This window comes from Pseudomonas sp. G.S.17, assembly GCF_038096165.1.
Classification (GTDB): domain Bacteria; phylum Pseudomonadota; class Gammaproteobacteria; order Pseudomonadales; family Pseudomonadaceae; genus Aquipseudomonas.
Genome location: NZ_CP151076.1, coordinates 3,727,243 through 3,741,934, shown reverse-complemented (window position 1 = coordinate 3,741,934; position 14,692 = coordinate 3,727,243). Strand labels below are relative to the sequence as shown.

The following is a 14,692-nucleotide window of genomic DNA, read 5'->3' as shown; positions in this document are numbered from 1 at the left end:
GGAGGATATTCAATGCCGCACAGCACCTGGCACGATCCGAGCTTCGAAACGCTTCGCCAATTGGCTTTCGACCAGTCCATCCGTTGGTCAAGTCTGAACGATGACATCTGGCGCAGCCTGGACAACGCGTTATGGGAGCTGACCCATAATCCGTGCCTGGTGCTCAACGCAGTGTCCTCGCAGCGTATTGCCGTGCTGCTTGCGGAAAATCACTTCCATGGACGGGTCGCGCACATTGCCCGCGCGCATGCAGAGATATTGGCCCGGCCTTCCTGGTTCGACGATCACAAACAGGCCAGTCATCTGGGCTGCGTGGCGTACTTTTCCATGGAATACATGCTCAGCGAGGCGTTGCCGATTTATTCCGGCGGGCTAGGCAATGTGGCGGGGGATCAACTCAAGGCTGCGAGCGATCTGGGGGTGCCGGTGGTGGCGGTGGGCATGCTCTGGCAGCACGGATATTTTCGTCAGGAAATCGGCCCGGATGGAGCGCAACAACCGCTGTATCCAGTCAATGACACTCGGCAACTGCCGGTCGAACCGCTGTTGCGTCCTGATGGCAGCCTGTTGCGCCTGGCCTTCGAGTTGCCCGGTCTGACGGTATGGCTGCGGGGTTGGCGGGCGACAGTGGGCGGTAATCGATTGCTGCTGCTGGACAGCAATGACCCGGCCAATCCACCGCCGGTGCGCCTGATCACCAGCCAGCTGTATGGCGGCGATCTGGAGATGCGCCTGCGTCAGGAGATCGTTCTTGGCATTGGTGGCTGGCGCTTGCTGGAGGCTGCCGGCTACGTGCCGGACGTCCTGCATTTGAACGATGGGCATGCCGCGTTCGCGGTACTGGAGCGGGTACGCAGTTACATGCAGGCGCAACGCGTCAGTTTCAGCGTAGCCTTGACGGCCACCCGTGCCGGTAATCTGTTCACCACGCATACGCCTGTCAAGGCCGGTTTTGACTGCTTCCCCGCGCAACTCATCGACAAATATCTGGAGCGTTATATCCAGCAGGAGCTGGACCAGCCTGTTTCGGCGATCCTTGCCCTGGGACGTCAAAACGCCGACGACGCACTGGAACCGTTCAATATGGCCTACCTGGCTGCGCGTTGTTGTGGCGCGATCAATGGGGTCAGCAAACTTCATGGCGTCACCAGCCGGAATATCTTTCAGAACCTGTTTCCACGCTGGCCTACCCCTGCGGTGCCCATCGGCCATGTCACCAACGGCGTGCATCATCCCACCTGGATTTCCCGTGAGTCGGAAGAATACTGGCAAGCCCTGCATGGTGAAATGCTGCCTTGGCGGGGCTTCAGCGAGCCCCGTGTCGCTGAATTTTTCAAGCAGGTCGATGACGCCCAACTCTGGGGCTTTCGCGGCCGGGCGCGCAGCTGGCTGATCCAGTTTGTGCGTACGCATCTGGCCCGTAGCGCAGCGGTGCACAGTGCATCGCTGGCGGTGATCGAGTCCATCGGCAAGCTGTTCGATCCCGATGTTCTGACCCTGGGTTTTGCCCGACGCTTCGCCAGCTACAAACGCCCCAATCTGCTGCTGCAAGACCCGGATCGACTGTTGCGTATTCTCAATCATCCCAGCCGTCCGGTGCAGTTGCTGATTGCAGGCAAGGCGCATCCCGCCGATCAGCAGGGTCAGCAGTTGATCGTTGCCTGGCAGGCATTCATCGCCCGGCCGGACGTGCAGGGCCGGGTGGCGTTTCTTGATGACTATGACATGCGAGTGGCGCGTAATCTGGTGCAGGGGGTCGACGTGTGGGTCAACACGCCGCGCCGTCCGTGGGAGGCCAGCGGCACCAGCGGCATGAAAATCCTGGCCAATGGCGGACTGAATCTTTCGCAACTGGATGGCTGGTGGGCCGAGGCTTGCTCCGATGAAGTGGGCTGGGGCATCGGTGACGGTGCCGAGCACGATGAAACCCATGACATTGTCGATGCGACGCAGCTCTATGAAGTGCTGGAACAGCAGGTTGTTCCGGCGTTTTATGAGCGTGACATGCAGGGGTTGCCCAGGGAATGGATCAGGCGTATGCGCGCCAGCATGGGCAGCCTGGCAACGCACTATTCAGCCGATCGGGCCGTGCGGGAATACACCGAGCGTTATTACCTGCCGGCCGCCATTGCCTACCGGGCGCGTTCGGCCCTGGACAGTCGGCTTGCCATTCAGCTCAATGATGGCTGTGAACACATGCACCGGCGTTGGTCGGGGATTCGCTTCCTGGAACAACAGGTGTCGCGTCAGCCCGGACGTTACCGGGTGACCTTGCAAATGGACCTGGCGGGGCTCTCGCCGGTTTTTCTGCGGGTGCAGCTGTATGCCGAAGGCATCAATGGCGCCCCGGCCAAGGCCTGGGATTTGCGCGTCGATCCTGCTGGAAGGCGCGATGGTTTGTACACCTACAGCGTAGAAGTCCCCGATGATCGCCCGGAGCAGGCGTACACCGCACGGGTGATCGCAGATGCCTCGGCGGGGTTGAATGTGCCTTTGGAAATGGGGTTGATCGCCTGGCAACGCTAACAAATCGGCAAGGCTGGCGAATCCCTGGCAGTACCGGGTGTCTACTTCATGCCGCCACCTGTGCAGTGGTCTTGCACATCCACAGGGCTTCGAACGCAACGAGCGTTGCGTCCTGCGGCGTCGCGGCTCGAATTTATCTGCCAGGAGAATCGCTATGCGCGCTGCAACAATTGCCGGCTTCATGCTGGCCGCTGTTTTGCCTTGTGGGGCGATGGCTGACACGCCGGGTTACGGCAAACAGCTGGAAGGCTTCAAATACCCTTATGCGCTGAGTAAATTCGAATTCCAGTCCCAGGGTAAAAGTCTGGAAATGGGCTACATGGATGTCGCGGCCAAGGGCAAGGCCAACGGTCACACCGTGGTGCTCATGCACGGCAAGAATTTTTGCGGCGCGACCTGGGAAGGCAGCATCAAGGCGCTGAGCGAGGCGGGCTATCGCGTGGTGGCGCCGGACCAGATCGGTTTCTGTACGTCAAGCAAACCTGAGCATTACCAGTACAGCTTCCAGCAATTGTCGACCAATACCCACGCGTTGCTGGCAAAACTGGGCATCGACAAAGCGGCGGTGGTGGGCCATTCCACCGGCGGGATGCTCGCCACGCGTTATGCGTTGATGTACCCGCAGCAGACCGAGAAGCTGGTGCTGGTCAATCCGATTGGCCTGGAAGACTGGAAAGCGCTGGGCGTGCCGTATCGCAGCGTCGATCAATGGTATGAGCGTGAACTGAAGCTCAGCGCCGACGGCATTCGCAAGTACGAACAGAGCACCTATTACGCCGGGCGCTGGAAACCTGAATTCGACAAGTGGGTGGACATGCTCGCGGGCCTGAACAAAGGTCCGGGTCATGAAGCGGTGGCGTGGAACTCGGCGCTGATCTACGACATGATTTTCACCCAGCCGGTGTTCTATGAATTCGCCAAACTTCAGGTGCCAACGCTGTTGATGATCGGTGACGCCGACACCACGGCCATTGGTAGCGATATTGCCCCACCTGAGGTGAAGGCAAAAATCGGTCATTACAAAGTGCTGGGCAAACAGGTTGCGCAAATGATCCCCGGTGCAAAACTGCTGGAATTCCCCGGCATGGGCCACGCGCCGCAGATGGAAGAACCGGCGCAGTTCAACAAGGCGCTGATTGCGGATCTGGATGGTAAGCCCTGATTGCGGCAAACACCGTCAGGTAGGACCGGACTTGTCCGGGAAGAGGTCGGCACAGACATCCGGTTGGGGGAGGCGGATTGCAGTTGCCCAATCGGACGCCATCGGGGACGAGTCCCCTCCTACGGGGTTTCGGCCCGCGCTATTCCGATTCAGTCAACCGATACGCCTCCAGCGCGACTACCCATTCTTCATTGGTTGGCTCGACCACCACCTTGACCTTACTGGCGGGCGTTGAGATGACCGGCGCGTTGGCCTGGTTGGCGGTTTCATCCAGTTCGACGCCCAGATAGTGCAGCCCTGCACACATGCGTGAGCGAATCGCGGCGTTGTGTTCGCCGATGCCGGCGGTGAACACCAGCATCTCCAGGCCGCCCAATGCTGCTACCAGCGCCCCGGCTTCGTGAATGAAGCGGCGCAGGTACAGCGCAAGCGCCATGGCTGCGCGAGGTTCATCGGCCTCGACGGCGAGCAGCGCGCGCGGGTCGCTGGAAATGCCGGAAACCCCCAGCAGTCCTGACTCGTGATACAGAATGTGGCTGACCTTTTCCAGGCTGAGCTTCCAGATTTCCATGAGGAAAATCACCGCGCCGGGGTCCATGGCGCCGCTGCGGGTGCCCATCATCAGGCCGTCCAGCGCGGAAAAGCCCATGGTGGTGGCGACGCTTTTCAGATCGCGCATGCCGCACAGGCTGGCACCGCTGCCCAGATGCGCAACCAGCGTCCGGCCACGGGCCTGATCCCCATAGCGCTCGGCGAGGGCAATGGATTGGTAGCAATAGGAAAGCCCGTGAAACCCGTAGCGGCGCAGGCCGTTTTCCCACGCCGACCAAGGCAGCGGCAGGATCTTTTCGACATCCGGCAAGGTCTGGTGGAAGGCGGTATCGAAACAGACCACTTGCGTCAGATCCGGGCGGGTTTGCAGCAAGGTTTCGATGGCTTCCAGGGCAAAGGGTTGATGCAGTGGCGCCAGCGGAATGTAGCTTTTCAGATCGGCCAGCACTTGCGCGTCGATCAATACCGGGTTGGCGTATTTGATCCCGCCGTGCACCACCCGATGGGCAATGGCGCGCAGGGTTCGGCCGCCCAACTGCGCCATGACCCGCTGGCGAATATGCCCCAGCGCATCGTGATACGGCTGATCCTTGTCCAGCTCCAATGGCTGGTCTTGGCTGCCGTTCTCACTGATCACCGGATCTGGCCCGGTGATGCCCTCGACCTTGCCGCCCCACAGCGGGGTGCGAGCGAGCTGGCCAGCGGCGGCATCGAACAGGGCAAACTTGATGCTCGACGAACCGGCATTGAGGACCAGAATCACAGCATTGCTGTCGGGATTGTTCATGGCGGCGTTACCCGATAGTGATGGGCGACCAGCACGGCAATGGCGCATGAGGCGATGCGCGCTTCCCGTGAATCTGCGCGGCTGGTGAGGACAATCGGGACCTTGGCGCCGAGGACGATACCCGCGCTGGCCGCACCGCCCAGGTACTCCAGCTGCTTGGCGAGCATATTGCCGCTTTCCAGATCCGGCACCACCAGAATGTCCGCCTTGCCGGACACCGGCGAGTGGATGCCCTTGATCCGCGCTGCCGCCTGGGAGATGGCATTGTCGAACGCCAGCGGCCCGTCGAGCACCGCGCCGGTAATCTGACCGCGATCCGCCATCTTGCACAGCGCAGCGGCATCGAGGGTTGCCGGCATGTTGGCGTTGACGGTTTCCACGGCGGCAAGGATCGCCACATGGGGATTACTGACGCCCAGGATGTGCGCCAGGTCGATGGCATTGCGCACGATGTCCACCTTGTCGGCCAGCGCCGGGACGATGTTGATTGCCGCATCGGTGATGATGAATGGCCGGGGATAGAAGGGCGTCTGCATCACGAAACAGTGGGTGATACGGCGTTTGGTGCGCAGCTGCGCGACCGATGGCACCACCGCGGACATCAATTCGTCGGTGTGCAGGCTGCCTTTCATCAAGGCCTCGACCTGGCCATCGCGAGCCATTTCGGCACCTCGCACGGCGGCGGCGTGGCTGTGGGGTACGTCTTCGATGGTGAGGCCCGCAAGGTCGTGATTGCCCTTGGCGGCCAGGGCGTGCAGCTTGTCGCGTGGGCCGATCAAAACCGGCTCGATCAAGCCGGCATCCCGGGCATCGAGCGCGGCCTCGAAACTCACTTCGTCGCACGGATGCACCACCGCGACGCGAATCGGCTCGAGCGTCTGGCAGGCTTCCAGCAGGCGATTCAGGCCGTCGGCACTGTGCCGCAGCTCAATACCCGGCAGGCTGACTCGATGCACGTCGATGTGCTCACCGGCCGCATGCACCAGGGATTCGCCTTCAAGGACCACGACACCTTCCTGATTGATGCCGCTGCAGGCCAGCGTCAACAAATGCCGCGCTTCATCCCGTGCCGTCACAGTGACCGAAACGGTCAGAGTATCGCCGATGCGCACCGGGGCGAGAAACTTCAGGGTTTGCCCCAGCGACACCGAACCGGGCCCCGGCAGTTGCGTGCCAATCAACGCTGAAATCAACGCGCCGCCCCACATGCCGTGGGCGAAAACCGTGTTGAAGTGGGTGGTCGCGGCAAAATCCGGATCGACATACAACGGGTTCACATCGCCCGAGACCAGGGCGAACAGCTGAATATCCTGAGCGGTGAGGGTGCGCTGCAAGGAGGCTGACTCGCCGAGCAAAATCTCGTCGAAGGCGCGGTTCTGGATGCGTTGCAGATCGTTGGTCGGGATGGGCATGGAGCTGGTCATGGGCGTTGATCCTGAGAGTGCGTCGGCATGGAGGTGATGACGTTCAAGCGGGCATTGCGCGTGACTTGCCCTTGGGGCCGGTTTCAATAAGGAATATCGCCAGGACAATGGCCAGCACGATGCCGCCCAGCAGCCAGGCACCGGCTTGCTGGAATACCGGCAAGGTCAGCGGATTACCCGCCGCCAGGCGTGCCAGCAGATAACCGAACACCGGCGTGAGCAAGGCACTGAAGGTGAACACCAGAAAGTTGATGGCGCCGGTGGCGCTGCCTTTGACGTTGTCCGGGTTGACCTCTTTGATGATCGAATAAGGGATCATCGCCGCCCCCGAGCCAATACCCAACAGCAGGCCAAACAGGTACGGCGGTACAAGACCTGCGGGCAAATAGACGATGGCCGCGCTGGCGATCAGCATCAGCAGCGCGCCGCCGATCAACACCGGTTTGCGTCGACCGAGATGGTCGGAAATATAGCCCAGTAACGGGCAACCGATAACCCAGCCCAGCGGGATCATGCTGCTGCGATTCACCGCTTCGGTGTAGCCCACCGCCAGACCGTCGCGCAGGAACGGCACGCCCCAGATCATGTCGCCGATGGTGGTCGGCAGGAACAACAGCCCGGCAGTAAAACCGCACAAATATGACTGCGGATTGCTCAGGACTTTTTTGTACGGGGCGAACACCGATCCCAACGAGTTTGTGCCGTCGGCGGGGCGTGGATCGTGGCCTTTGGGCGTCATGCACAGCACCAGAATGCCGATGAGCAACAGGCAACCGGCGGCGATAAACCAGAACTGCTGCCAGGCAATCGTGCCGTGAATGATCGGTGCCACGGCAAACTGCCCGGCAAAACCACCGAGCATGCCGAAACACTGAGTGAAGCCGACTGCGGTTGCCAGATAACGCGGCGGAAAACCGTGGGTTGCCAGGTACACCGCGCCGATGAAGGCGCATGCCGAGCCCGCGCCCTGAAACAGCCGACCGACTTGCGCAATCTGCAGCTCGCCCAACCCGAACAATGCCGCACCAATGGCGACCAGCAGAATGCCCGCGGGGATCACGTACTTGGCGCCCAGCCGATCCAGCGCGGCACCGGCAATGATCGAGAAGATCGAATAGGTGTAGTAATAAAGCCCGACCAAAGCGCTGACGGCCACCACATCGCGGCCAAACGCCGAGGTCAGTTCCGGCATCATCACGCCGGGGGCCGACCGCAGTGCGTATTGCACAAAGTAAAACAAGGCGCAAAACAGCCAGGCGACGACGAAACCGATATGCAGACGCTCGGATTTAACCGGCAGAGTTCCTGATAGAGCAGGGGGCATTGCATTGGCCTTGAGCGCGGAAGGAAGCCGCTAGCCTACGCTTTTCTCGTGACCGACATCTTGCGAAGGGTCAATGGATGGCGATGTCCCCCGGCGTAAGTTTCAATTCTTATTGAACCTGGATAAGTAGCCGACTTTATACATCATCTGAACATGCCTCTTCGTCGACGGGTTGGCGGTCGGCTGGATGATTAACGCCGTTACTGATCGGGACCTGGCCCAGGTCATAAGGATTGACACCTTCCAGGCAGCCAACGTTATAACCGTATTGGTCCGGATTGGAGCGACGTTGATGATGGGTATAAATCCCGCAATTACCGCAGAAGTAATGTTGCGCGGTGCGGGTATTGAACTGGTATAACTTCAGCTGACTTTGGCCCTGGACGATATGGATAGCCTCCTGCGGCACGGTCGCGACTATTGCGCCGCGGCGGCGGCACATCGAGCAATCGCAGCGGCGGGGGTCGACGACACCATCAGGCAGGTCAAGCTCCAGAACCACCGCGCCGCAGTGGCAAGAGGCGCGATGTCTGGGCAGGATTGGAGTCGGACCGATTTTCTTGATCATGACTGTTGCTCCCGTTGCGTTGGAAAGTGGACAGGGTAGTCGCTGAGGAGCAATCCCGTCCAATCACCAGACCAAGAGCCAACCGATCACCGCGCTGGCCGTAACCACCAGCCACGGCGGCAGCTTCCAGTACATCAAAGCCACCAAGGCCAGCAGCGCCAGGGCGATATCCTGTAGACCAAGGATGGCGCCGGTCCATACCGGGTGATACAGCGCGGCCAGCAACAGGCCCACCACAGCGGCATTGATGCCGCTGAGCGCGGTCTGCATCCGCCGATTGCGTTGCAGTGCGCCCCAGAACGGCAGCGCGCCGAATACCAGAAAAAAAGCCGGCGCAAAGATGGCCAGCAGACAAATCAGGCCACCGCCGAAACCCGACGGCTGACCCTGCAGCGACGCCCCGAGAAACGCGGCAAAGGTGAACAGCGGGCCCGGCATCGCCTGGGCTGCGCCGTAGCCAGCCAGAAACGCCTGGTTGTCGACCCAACCGGTCGGCACCACCTCCGCCTGCAAGAGAGGCAAGACCACATGCCCGCCGCCGAACACCAGTGAGCCTGCCCGGTAGAAGGCATCCACCAATGCCAGCGTTCGCCAGGGCAGCAGTTCAGCCATTAGCGGCAAGCCCGCGAGCAGTAGGCCGAACAGCATCAGCCAGAGCAATCCGGCACGGCGGCTGATGCGCACCTCAAACGGCTGATGATTGCTCACCTCGGCGGGTTTGAGCAGCAGCAAGCCAGCGATCCCGGCAAGAACGATCACGCTGATCTGCGTCCAGATACCGGGCAGCAGCAGGGCGCCCGCAGCGGCGAGGAGCATCAACAGGATGCGCGGCGTATCCGGGCACAGCGTGCGGCCCATGCTCCACACCGCTTGTGCGACTACCGCGACGGCGACCACTTTCAGGCCGTGCAAGGCGCCGGGCGAAACAGTATCACCGAGGCCGGACAAACCCATGGCAAACAGCATCAGCGCGATAGCCGAAGGCAGGGTGAATCCTGTCCAGGCGGCCAGTGCGCCAACATAACCACCACGGGACATTCCCAGCGCAATCCCCACCTGACTGCTCGCCGGCCCCGGCAAGAACTGACAGAGAGCAACCAGATCCGCATAGCTGCGCTCGGACAGCCATTGCCGACGGGTGACGAATTCTGCGCGAAAATAGCCGAGGTGGGCGATGGGGCCACCAAAAGAAGTGAGCCCCAGACGCAGGAAAATCAGAAAAATCTGCAGGGAGGTTTGCATGGGCTGTTGCAAATTGGGCATGGGCGGTTCTGGCGATAGTCCTGAGAACTCAGTTTTCAGGACCTGAGCCGTGGTGAGCCGAAGCTTACGCGTGATCCGGCTTTTTTTCGATGAGGCGCGCTGGCAGCATGCGCTTGAGGGTGTTGTCGCCAATCCAGTAATGGTGAAACAGGCCGGCTGCGGCGTGCAGCCCGATCAGCCAATAACCGGCATTGCCCAGCAGTTCGTGCCACTCCTTCATCTGCTGCGCCATGGTTGGGTCGATACTGATCGGAGCCGGCAGCATGAAGCCGAAATACGGCACAGGTTTGCCCTGAGCACTCAGCATCAACCAGGCGAAAACTGGCGTGGCGATCATCAGGCCATACAGTGCCAGATGCATCAAATGTGACAGCCCAATTTGCCAGCGTGGCGGGCGCGGTGCAATGGCCGGGGCCGGCATGATGCGTCCCAGCAGGCGGATCCAGACCATGACGAAGATAGCCAGACCGAATAAGGCGTGCAGGCCGAGCGAAAGACTCCTGGCAGCACTGCCTCGGGGCATCAGACCTTTGAGCTCGATGCAGGCGTAAACACCGACAAATAGAAACAGCATCAGCCAGTGCATCGCAATCGAAAGCTTTGCATAGCGTTGTGGCACGTTGGTTGAGTTCATGTGGGACCTCGTGATGGCAAGTTCGATAGCAGCTCGGGTGATTCTGCCGGTCCTGGCTTAAGGCAGTCTGAAGAGACGTTGAAGTTCAGAAATATCGCCGCTCGCTCACCTTCAGATTCCGTTAAGAATCGCCGTCGATACTCCACCCACTTACTCAAGGGGGGAGCGCCTTATGTCAGGTTTCGACTGGAACATTCATTTGCCACTGCGGTTCGGCACTGCCGGTACACCCGGTCTGGAACTGACGCGTTCGCTGTCCGGCGATGCGTCGCGCCAGGATCTGGAAGCCTTCATTCATGAGTGTTTCCACCAGGCTTATGGCGCCCGGATCAGCCACTTCATGCCTGAACTGTTCGGCCTGAGTGACCGCAACAGCAGTCTTTGTGCAGTGGCCGGGGTACGCCGGGCCGCTACGGGTCCGTTGTTCCTTGAGCATTATCTGGATGAGCAGATCGAGCAGCTTGTTTTTGCGCGTGCAGGGCGTCCGGTGGATCGTGAGGGCATCGTCGAAGTCGGCAATCTGGCCGCCAGCAACCTGGGCAGCGCGCGACTGAGCATCATTACCGTGACCTGGTTGTTAGCCATGGGTGGCTTTGAATGGGTGGCCTTCACCGGCAATTCCAGTCTGGTCAACAGTTTCAACCGGCTGGGTTTGCGCCCGGTCACACTGTGTGCGGCGGACCCGCTACGGCTGGGCGACGATCGTCATGCGTGGGGTACCTATTACGAAACGCAACCCAGCGTGCATGTCGGCGATATCCGGGCGGGCTTCATCCACCTGAGCAAGATGGGGTTGTTCGAACGATTCGGCTTGCCCCTGACACTGGAGCAAACCTGCAATGTCGCCTGAGCTGAACGCGTTCAAGACCCGTCTGCGTAACTACGCCTCAACGCAACCGGAGACGGTGGCGCTGTGGGGTGACGACCTGCGGCTGGACTACGCCGCCCTGTATACCGAAGTCGAGTTTCGCCAACAATTGTTGCGCGCCTCGGAGGTCAAGACCATTGGCCTGGCCCTGGACAACGGCCCGCAGGCATTGCTTTGGGATTTGGCGGTCCTTTTTGAAGGTTTGACCTGCGTCACGCTGCCGTCGTTTTTCAGTGCAGGGCAACGTTTGCATTGCCTGCAGCAAAGTCAGGTCGGACTGGTGATCGCCGATGAAGCATTGGCGCCTGAATTGACTGACGCCGGGTACAAACCCTCAGGGGAATTCTGGTTTCATGTTCAACCGCAGACCAATGCCATGCCCCAAGGCACGGCGAAACTCACGTTCACCTCCGGCACCACCGGCACGCCGAAAGGCGTGTGCCTGAGTGCCGAGAGTGTGCTGGCGGTCGCCAGGCAGCTGCATGAGGCGAGCCGCGACGCTGCGCCTTCGCACCATCTGGCCATCCTTCCCCTGGCGATACTGCTGGAAAACATAGGTTGCTATGCGGCGCTGTATGCCGGCGCGACCCTGAGCCTGCCCAGCCAGACAAGCCTGGGCATCCAGGGCGCCAGCGGCGTCGACGTGCCACGCATGCTCGAATGCCTGCAGCGGCGCCGCCCTGAAAGCCTGATTCTGGTTCCGCAGCTGTTGCTGATGCTGGTCAGCGCGTGCGAGATGGGGGCTTTCGATGCGTCAATGCTGCGCTTTGCAGCTGTTGGCGGGGCAAGGGTCAGCAGTGAATTGTTAGTGCGGGCGCAACGTGTCGGCCTGGCGGTTTTTGAAGGGTATGGTCTTTCCGAATGCGCCTCTGTCGTGGCCTTGAATCAGCCCGGCGCACAACGTCTGGGTAGCGTTGGCAAACCATTGCCCCATGTTCAGGTGCGTCTGGCCGAAGACGGCGAGGTGCTGATCGGCGGATCGCCCATGCTGGGTTATCTCGGCGACCCAACCCCTGCACCAACGTGGTGGCCCAGCGGTGACCTGGGCGAGTTCGACGCCGAGGGATATCTCTATCTCAAGGGCCGCAAGAAACATCAATTCGTGACCAGTTTTGGCCGCAACGTCAATCCGGAATGGGTCGAGGCCGAACTGACCCAAAACAACCGGATCGCCCAGGCGTTCGTGTATGGCGAGGCGTCGCCGCGCAATCATGCGCTGCTCTGGCCCATCAGTGCGGACTGCACCGACGGGCAGCTTGCCGAGGCGGTCGAGCGCGCCAATCAAGCATTGCCCGATTACGCCAGGGTTCACGACTGGACCCGGCTCGAACAGCCATTCAGCACCGCCAACGGCATGGCTACCGCCAATGGCCGTCCGCGCCGGGAAGCCATTCTCGGACGTTACGGGCATTTATTTTCTGCATCGATTAAAAGCGAGGAATCCCCATCATGAGTTTTTTCGACACGCTCCAGCATGCGACCCGTCAGGAACGCGACACGTTGTTCAACCTGCCGCTTATTCGCAAGGCCCTGACGGGCGACGTCAGCCTGGAAAGCTACCGGGCGTTTCTCACCCAGGCCTATTACCACGTGCGGCACACCGTACCGCTGATGATGGCCTGTGGTGCGCGCTTGCCCCAGCGTCTGGAATGGCTGCGTGCCGCAGTATGTGAATACATCGACGACGAGTACGGGCACGAAAAATGGATTCTCAATGACATCGCGGCGTGCGGTGGCAACGCCGATGCTGTCAGCGCCGGCCAGCCGCAATTGCCCATCGAACTGATGGTTGCGTACCTCTACGACCTGATAGCCCGGGACAATCCGGTCGGCCTGTTCGGCATGGTCAACGTGTTGGAAGGCACCAGCATCGCGCTGGCGACACATGCTGCCGGCAGCATCCGTGACCAGCTGCAGCTGCCGGAAACGGCTTTCAGCTACCTCAGTTCCCACGGCAGCCTGGATATCGAGCACATGCAAACCTATCGCCGACTGATGGACCAACTAGACGACCCGGCTGATCAGGCTGCTGTCATCCATGCCTCAAAAGTCGTCTACCGCCTTTACACCGACATGTTCCGTGAGCTGCCGGGCGCAGAGGTCGCAGAACCTTTGAAGGATGCAGCGCATGCGTCTCTCTGAAGCCAAGGTCGTCCTGACGGGTGCCAGCGGCGGCATCGGACTTGCGATTGCCGAGGCGCTGTGTGCCAGCGGCTGCGAAGTGCTTGCGGTTTCCCGGCACAAGGAACCTTTGCTGCCACTGCTGGAGCAATACCCCCATTTGCTGTGTTGGATCGAGGCGGATCTGACCACGGAGGAGGGACGCCAGCACGTGGTGACGTCGGCGCGGACGCTGCACGGCGTCAACCTGCTCATCAATGCGGCGGGGACCAACCATTTCGCCATGCTTGAACAGTTGGATGAAAGCGCGATCAGCTCGATGCTGGCCGTTAATGTGCATGCGCCGATACGCCTGACTCAGCTGCTGCTGCCGCTGCTCAACAAAGCCAGCATCGCCACGGTGGTCAACGTGGGATCGACATACGGGTCAATTGGCTATGCCGGCTATGCCACTTATTGCGCCAGCAAGTTCGCTTTGCGCGGGTTTACCGAGGCATTGCGCCGAGAGTTGGCAGACACACGGATCAGCGTGCTTTACGTCGCCCCTCGTGCCACCCGGACATCAATGAACAGCGGTGCTGCGCAGGCCTTGAACGATGCGCTCAACGCCAATGTCGATGATCCCCGCCAGGTCGCCCAGGCAGTGGTGCATGCCATCGCCGGCGACCGTCGCGAACTGTATCTGGGCTGGCCGGAGCGGTTTTTCATCGGCCTCAACAGCATCCTGCCCAGCCTCGTCGACCGAGGTCTGCGCAAGCATCTACCACTGATTCGACGCCTCAGTCACGTTCCTGCCAACGAGAAAACCAAACCATGAAAACGATTATCATCGGGCTTGCTTGCGGGTTGCTGAGTCTGCCGCTGTGGGCACTGGACGCTCCCGACCAGCAACGTCTGGCCGCCATCCAGCAGGAATGGGCGCATGTGCAATACGAAGTTCCCGCGCCACAGCGACCCGACGCTTTCGAAAAGCTTGCCGCGCAAACATCATCCTTTGTGCAAGCGCGCCCCCAGGCGGCCGAAGCCTGGATCTGGTCGGGTATCGTCACCAGCAGTTGGGCGGGAGCCCAGGGTGGTCTGGGTGCGCTGAGCAAGGTCAAGCAAGCCAAGGCTGATCTGGAAAAAGCGCTGTCTCTGGACCCCAAGGCGCTGCAAGGATCAGCCTACATCAGCCTGGCAGCACTTTATGATCGGGTACCGGGATGGCCTCTCGGGTTTGGCGATGCCGACAAGGCCGGGCAATTGCTGGAGCAGGGCCTGAAGCTCAATCCGGACGGTATCGATCCGTTGTATTTTTGGGGTGACCATTTGTACCGACAAGGCCACTATGCTCAGGCCAGGGATGAGCTCAACAGAGCGCTACAGGCCGCGCCACGTCCTGGCCGGGAAAAGGCCGATGCTGGCCGACGTCAGGAAATAGGGCAGTTGCTGGCCGATGTCGAAAAGAAACTTAAATAAAACGG

At 60.7% G+C, this 14,692-nt stretch carries 13 protein-coding genes; 7 read left to right on the top strand and 6 right to left on the bottom strand.

Features of this window, described 5'->3' with window-relative positions; all coding sequences use genetic code 11:
- Positions 1-12: 12 nt before the first annotated feature.
- Both glgP and AABC73_RS17645 read left to right on the top strand, forming a co-directional pair.
- On the top strand, positions 13-2,526 hold the full coding sequence (gene glgP / locus AABC73_RS17650; RefSeq protein WP_341520288.1) for an alpha-glucan family phosphorylase: 2,514 nt from the start codon (positions 13-15) through the stop codon (positions 2,524-2,526).
- Between the two features lie 154 nt (positions 2,527-2,680).
- The gene (locus AABC73_RS17645) at positions 2,681-3,688 is read left to right on the top strand and encodes an alpha/beta hydrolase (RefSeq protein ID WP_341520287.1); all 1,008 of its coding nucleotides are present in this window, start codon (positions 2,681-2,683) and stop codon (positions 3,686-3,688) included.
- 139 nt (positions 3,689-3,827) lie between these two features.
- On the opposite strand, the gene AABC73_RS17640 is transcribed toward AABC73_RS17645, so the two are convergent.
- From AABC73_RS17640 to AABC73_RS17615, 6 genes are all read right to left on the bottom strand, one after another.
- Positions 3,828-5,027 carry an acetate/propionate family kinase gene (locus AABC73_RS17640; RefSeq protein ID WP_341520286.1) on the bottom strand — a complete coding sequence of 400 codons (1,200 nt, stop codon included), beginning with the start codon at positions 5,025-5,027 and terminating at the stop codon, positions 3,828-3,830.
- On the bottom strand, positions 5,024-6,451 hold the full coding sequence (locus AABC73_RS17635) for a bifunctional enoyl-CoA hydratase/phosphate acetyltransferase (RefSeq protein ID WP_341520285.1): 1,428 nt from the start codon (positions 6,449-6,451) through the stop codon (positions 5,024-5,026). The genes AABC73_RS17640 and AABC73_RS17635 overlap by 4 nt, the downstream gene beginning before the upstream one ends.
- Positions 6,452-6,494: 43 nt before the next feature.
- Positions 6,495-7,775: an MFS transporter gene (locus AABC73_RS17630; RefSeq protein WP_341520284.1), complete on the bottom strand. Its 1,281-nt coding sequence runs from the start codon at positions 7,773-7,775 to the stop codon at positions 6,495-6,497.
- 136 nt (positions 7,776-7,911) lie between these two features.
- Positions 7,912-8,343 carry a GFA family protein gene (locus AABC73_RS17625; protein WP_341520283.1) on the bottom strand — a complete coding sequence of 144 codons (432 nt, stop codon included), beginning with the start codon at positions 8,341-8,343 and terminating at the stop codon, positions 7,912-7,914.
- Positions 8,344-8,406: 63 nt separating this feature from the next.
- Positions 8,407-9,606 (bottom strand): chromate efflux transporter, encoded by a 1,200-nt coding sequence (gene chrA / locus AABC73_RS17620; RefSeq protein WP_341520282.1) that lies wholly within the window; start codon positions 9,604-9,606, stop codon positions 8,407-8,409.
- Positions 9,607-9,670: 64 nt separating this feature from the next.
- Positions 9,671-10,240 carry a cytochrome b gene (locus AABC73_RS17615; protein WP_341520281.1) on the bottom strand — a complete coding sequence of 190 codons (570 nt, stop codon included), beginning with the start codon at positions 10,238-10,240 and terminating at the stop codon, positions 9,671-9,673.
- Positions 10,241-10,412: 172 nt separating this feature from the next.
- Between AABC73_RS17615 and AABC73_RS17610 the strand changes: the two genes are divergently transcribed.
- The 5 genes from AABC73_RS17610 to AABC73_RS17590 are packed head-to-tail and all read left to right on the top strand — an operon-like array spanning position 10,413 to position 14,687.
- A complete protein-coding gene (locus AABC73_RS17610; protein WP_341520280.1) occupies positions 10,413-11,090 on the top strand; it encodes a thermostable hemolysin in 678 nt (225 codons plus the stop codon).
- Complete coding sequence (locus AABC73_RS17605; protein ID WP_341520279.1) at positions 11,080-12,561, top strand: AMP-binding protein; 1,482 nt, start codon at positions 11,080-11,082, stop codon at positions 12,559-12,561. The genes AABC73_RS17610 and AABC73_RS17605 overlap by 11 nt, the downstream gene beginning before the upstream one ends.
- The gene (locus AABC73_RS17600; protein WP_341520278.1) at positions 12,558-13,250 is read left to right on the top strand and encodes an iron-containing redox enzyme family protein; all 693 of its coding nucleotides are present in this window, start codon (positions 12,558-12,560) and stop codon (positions 13,248-13,250) included. The genes AABC73_RS17605 and AABC73_RS17600 overlap by 4 nt, the downstream gene beginning before the upstream one ends.
- The gene (locus AABC73_RS17595) at positions 13,237-14,046 is read left to right on the top strand and encodes an SDR family oxidoreductase (RefSeq protein ID WP_341520277.1); all 810 of its coding nucleotides are present in this window, start codon (positions 13,237-13,239) and stop codon (positions 14,044-14,046) included. The genes AABC73_RS17600 and AABC73_RS17595 overlap by 14 nt, the downstream gene beginning before the upstream one ends.
- On the top strand, positions 14,043-14,687 hold the full coding sequence (locus AABC73_RS17590) for a tetratricopeptide repeat protein (RefSeq protein WP_065833183.1): 645 nt from the start codon (positions 14,043-14,045) through the stop codon (positions 14,685-14,687). The genes AABC73_RS17595 and AABC73_RS17590 overlap by 4 nt, the downstream gene beginning before the upstream one ends.
- Positions 14,688-14,692 lie beyond the last annotated feature (5 nt).